The sequence below is a fragment of the Streptomyces sp. NPDC001156 genome (genome assembly GCF_053598275.1).
On record NZ_JBSFJX010000390.1, the window covers coordinates 1 to 4,015 of the forward strand.

Here is a 4,015-nt window from a genome sequence, read left to right on the forward strand (position 1 = left end):
TGACCAGCCGCTGCAGCTCAAGCCCAGTCACTTTCACCCAAGCCCCGAGCAGGCACCGGCATGCCCTCGGCTGCTGTGATTTTCCGGCCAGAGGAACATCAGACCAGAATCGCTCTGGTGCCCCGAGCGTGAATCAAGGTAACTCGCCCGCGTCAGCGGCGCCATGGTGCAAGCCAGCCAACTCGGCGTCGCCAAGATCATCCACTTTGGCAACGATGTCCAAAACGGGGACTCACATGGGCGTCACCCCGGGGTTTGCCACCGGACATGGGGCTGATCCACCCGCTCACCCCGCTGCAGCGCCTCCACCATACGGGCACCTCGTCGCAATCTGTCCCAGTGCAGCATGACGCTCCGCTGCCTGGCATCGACGTAGCCAGTGCCAATACACGACACGCGCGAGACGTGCGGCCCGTGTGAGTGTTGATGGTGCTGGGGTAATCGCTTCTGCTGGTCAGTGGCCAAAGTTGGCGCCGGATCAGCCGAGTTCCCCGCCGCCGGTGGCTACGGCACCCGTATGAGCGGCCCGGTGACGAGGGAACAAGTCCCCCTCGCTTCCACGCCTGTTAGCGCCACAGAGGCCTTAACAAGAAATTCACTGCCGAGCTCTACCCGCGTAGCCCGTCCATGAGCTGTCATGAGCACAATCAACCGCTCCCATTCGAGACCCTGACCACGGAGAGGTGCACGCGTCCCCTCGCTACCACCCGGCACCGCTTCAGCCTCAGGCCCTCTCGTACCGCCCAATTGCGCAGTACCGCAGCACCTTGCGGCGATCGAGCACTCACGCACCACTGCAACAAGGCCGCCGACCCCGCCGCGGCCCCCCGTCGCAGAGCGCGCCACGGCACCTGCCACACCGATCGTCGGACCTGAACTCTGGAGGCACACATGCCCGCCGCCACCACGTCCCGGCTCAGACCCTGTGCACGCCTGCGTCTGCGTCACGCAGTCGTGGGACCGCTCGCCGCCTCCTTGTGCCTGCTGGTCTCCCTGCCCGGCGTCGCCTCCGCGAAGACCGTCCCGGGCCCGGTCCCCACGGCCATGACGCATCCGGAACAGGACTACGCCGGATCCGGGCTGCAGCGGCTCGGCAGAGGTGTTCCGCACGCCACGGCCCTCGCCGCATCCCTGAACACCGGGCCCGCCGGTCTCGACGTGAGCTCCTACCAGGGAACGGTGGACTGGGAGGCCGTCAAGAACAACGGCGGAGCGTTCGCCTACGTCAAGGCCACCGAGGGAACCACCTACACCAGCCCCTCCTTCTCCCAGCAGTACAACGGCTCATACAACGCCGGACTGGTGCACGGCGCCTATCACTTCGCGTTGCCCAACAACTCCAGCGGCGTGGCGCAGGCCGACTGGTTCACCAGCCACGGCGGAACCTGGTCCGCCGACGGCAAGACCCTGCCCCCGGCGCTGGACATCGAGTACAACCCGTACGGGTCTTCGTGCTACGGGCTGAGCCAGAGCGCGCTGGTCTCCTGGATCCGGGCCTTCAGCAACGAGGTCCACGCCAAGACCGGGCGCTATCCCATCGAGGAGTGAACGCTCATGAACCCTGCAGCAAACCCCCGACGCGGCATGGACCGGCGCAGCATGCTCCGCGGTGCCCTGGGCCTGGCGGCCGCGGTCGGTACGGCGGCGGCCATCAACCTCGGATCGGCGTCCCGCGCCTCGGCCTACCCATGGACCCGGACCCTCCAACAGGGCGCCAACGGCGCCGATGTGAAGGAACTGCAGATCCGTGTCGGCGGCTGGGCCGCATCCAGCGCCCAGCAGACCTACATCGCCTGGGACGGCGCCTTCGGCCCGGCCACGGACAGTGCCGTCAGGCGGTTCCAGTCCGCGTACGGCCTCACGGCGGACGGCGTCGTCGGCCCGCAGACCCAAGGCATGCTCAACAGCCTGGAGAGCAGTGACGGTTCCACCGCGCACTTCGAGTGGAGCGAGTTCTACTCGCACGACGGTTCCGGTTTCGGTGGCGGCAAGGTGGGCTCCACCGAGGTCAAGGAGAACATCCGCCGGTTGATGTACAAGCTCGAGGCCGTGCGCAAGAAGGCGGGCAATAGCGCGATCACGATCAACTCGGGCTTCCGCAGCGTCTCCTACAACGCCTCGGTGGGCGGCGCGTCCAACAGCATGCACGTATACGGCGACGCCGCGGACATCGTGGTCGCCGGCCACACGACCCTTCAGGTCTACAGGATCGCCGAGACCTGCGGGTTCTCCGGCCTCGAGGCCTACACCCATTCCTGGCAGCACGTGGACAGCCGCGTCCAGTATCCCTCCTACGGCTCCGGCTCCTGGTGGTGGGAGAGCGGCACCGTGTGACCGCTCACGTTCGAACGCGTCAATCAGCACCTGTTCTCAGTGGAGTTGATGCCCCATGAAGTCCCTCGACAAGGCCCTCACAATGGCGGCCGCCGCCGTCGCGGTGGCCGCCCTGCAGCAGTCCGCGGCCAGGGCCGACGTCCCGCCGCAGCACGCGGTCATCGTGTGCCAGACGGCCAGCTTCTACGCCAACTACAACAGCGCCTCCGGCCCCACCGGTTTTCTGCGCACCCTCACCTACGGCAACAAGGTCGGCCACACCCAGGGCGTGCACCCGGTCTACAACGGATGGGCGGCCACCTTCGACTACGGCCCCAACGACTGGGGTTACATGCGCATCGAGTGCATCGGCGGCTACAACTCCTGGTGATCCGACCGCCCGCTTCCCTCACACACCAGCACTGAAAGGATCCCGATGTCCGTATTCCGTTCCGGCCGTGCGGCCGCCGTCGCCGCCGCGGTCAGCGCCGTACTCCTGCTCGGCGCCGGGCCGGCCCTCGCCAACTCCCCCGGCACTGTCGGCGTCCGCGAGACCGTGTGCGCCAACGACCTGTACGTCCGCACCGACCCGGGCGGCGCCTGGATGGGCACCCTCTACAAGGGCCAGACCTTCCTCGTGGAGAGCAAGCAGAGCGGCTGGGCATACGGCTTCGCCTACGGCGACATCAACCGCCATGGCTGGGTTCAGGACGGCTGGTTCTGCTGACGACGCCGGGCGCACCGCCCGGCCGAAGGTCCACGACCCCCAAGGAGTACGTATGCTCCGCCGTCCCTTCGCCCTGCGCCGCCTTGCCCCACTGGTGGCGGCGGCCGCACTCACCGGCCTCGCCCCCCCACTCCCGCAGCGGCCGGAAACGTCTGGCAGCCGTCTTTGACCGGTAGGGGCACCGACCGCTCGACCGACCACCGGTTCGCTTGCTTCTTCGTCCAGCCGATCCGCGACGAGCATCGCCACATCGTCCGCCAGAGAGCCCTCGGTGTGGCGGATCAGTCCCAGGTGCAGGTGCTGGAGGAGTTCCGGCGGGGTGCAGGCGGCCGCCGCCTCCACGGCCTCGGGCAGGGGAAGAAATCGTTGTCAGGGTTGCGGGCTTCGATCACGCCGTCGGTGTGCAGCAGCAGACGGTCGCCGGGTCCGAAGGAATAGCTCTCCGCCTTGACCGGAGGTTCAGTCATCAGGTCTTCCATGCCCAACGGCGGCAGGGGCGAGGTGGGCGTCAGGTGCTGCATCTTGCCCCCGCGCAGCAGTAGCGGCGGCGGATGGCCGCGATTGACCACTTGGACAACGAATTCGTCGCCGACCTGGACCACGAGCGCGGTGGCGAACTCCTCCGCCTCGTCCTCCTCCCTCCCCTCACCGAGCCGTTCCTCGTCACCGTTCTCATCGCACACACAATGCATCGCAGACTCCCGGTTGAGCGCCGCCGCGCAGTGGTTCATCACCTCTTCCAGCTCACCCTCATGGTGCGCGGCCTCCCGGAACGCCCCCAGCACCGCTGCGGCCGAGCGCACTGCGGGCAGCCCCTTGCCACGGACATCCCCCATGATCACCCGCACGCCGTACCGGGTCGGCACAGCCTCGTAGAAATCGGGCTCTCCCGGCATGTGTGTGGGCGCGTGGAGGGGATCTCGGCGTCAAAGCGCTGACCGGGTTGGACGATCCTGTCGGGGGCGGTGGAATGTA

5 protein-coding genes are annotated in these 4,015 nt (G+C 67.6%); 4 read left to right on the forward strand and 1 reads right to left on the reverse strand.

The features are described 5' to 3' along the window. The first annotated feature begins 891 nt into the window (after window positions 1-891). From ACWDA7_RS51075 to ACWDA7_RS51090, 4 genes are read left to right on the forward strand one after another with little or no spacing between them, the layout of a single operon-like run. Complete coding sequence (locus tag ACWDA7_RS51075; protein ID WP_450614836.1) at window positions 892-1,548, forward strand: GH25 family lysozyme; 657 nt, start codon at window positions 892-894, stop codon at window positions 1,546-1,548. 6 nt (window positions 1,549-1,554) lie between these two features. Beyond that, window positions 1,555-2,334 carry a D-Ala-D-Ala carboxypeptidase family metallohydrolase gene (locus tag ACWDA7_RS51080; RefSeq protein ID WP_450614838.1) on the forward strand — a complete coding sequence of 260 codons (780 nt, stop codon included), beginning with the start codon at window positions 1,555-1,557 and terminating at the stop codon, window positions 2,332-2,334. Between the two features lie 55 nt (window positions 2,335-2,389). Further along, window positions 2,390-2,704: a hypothetical protein gene (locus tag ACWDA7_RS51085; protein ID WP_450614840.1), complete on the forward strand. Its 315-nt coding sequence runs from the start codon at window positions 2,390-2,392 to the stop codon at window positions 2,702-2,704. Window positions 2,705-2,749: 45 nt separating this feature from the next. Then, window positions 2,750-3,040 (forward strand): hypothetical protein, encoded by a 291-nt coding sequence (locus tag ACWDA7_RS51090; RefSeq protein ID WP_450614842.1) that lies wholly within the window; start codon window positions 2,750-2,752, stop codon window positions 3,038-3,040. Between the two features lie 281 nt (window positions 3,041-3,321). Here ACWDA7_RS51090 and ACWDA7_RS51095 read toward each other — a convergent pair whose 3' ends face one another. Then, a complete protein-coding gene (locus ACWDA7_RS51095) occupies window positions 3,322-3,888 on the reverse strand; it encodes a PP2C family protein-serine/threonine phosphatase (RefSeq protein WP_450614844.1) in 567 nt (188 codons plus the stop codon). Window positions 3,889-4,015: the final 127 nt, after the last annotated feature.

Excerpts from the sequence above, each read along its gene's own strand:
- ACWDA7_RS51075 (WP_450614836.1), top strand. The coding sequence starts at position 892 with ATGCCCGCCGCCACCACGTCCCGGCTCAGACCCTGTGCACGCCTGCGT.
- ACWDA7_RS51080 (WP_450614838.1), top strand. The coding sequence starts at position 1,555 with ATGAACCCTGCAGCAAACCCCCGACGCGGCATGGACCGGCGCAGCATG.
- ACWDA7_RS51085 (WP_450614840.1), top strand. The coding sequence starts at position 2,390 with ATGAAGTCCCTCGACAAGGCCCTCACAATGGCGGCCGCCGCCGTCGCG.
- ACWDA7_RS51090 (WP_450614842.1), top strand. The coding sequence starts at position 2,750 with ATGTCCGTATTCCGTTCCGGCCGTGCGGCCGCCGTCGCCGCCGCGGTC.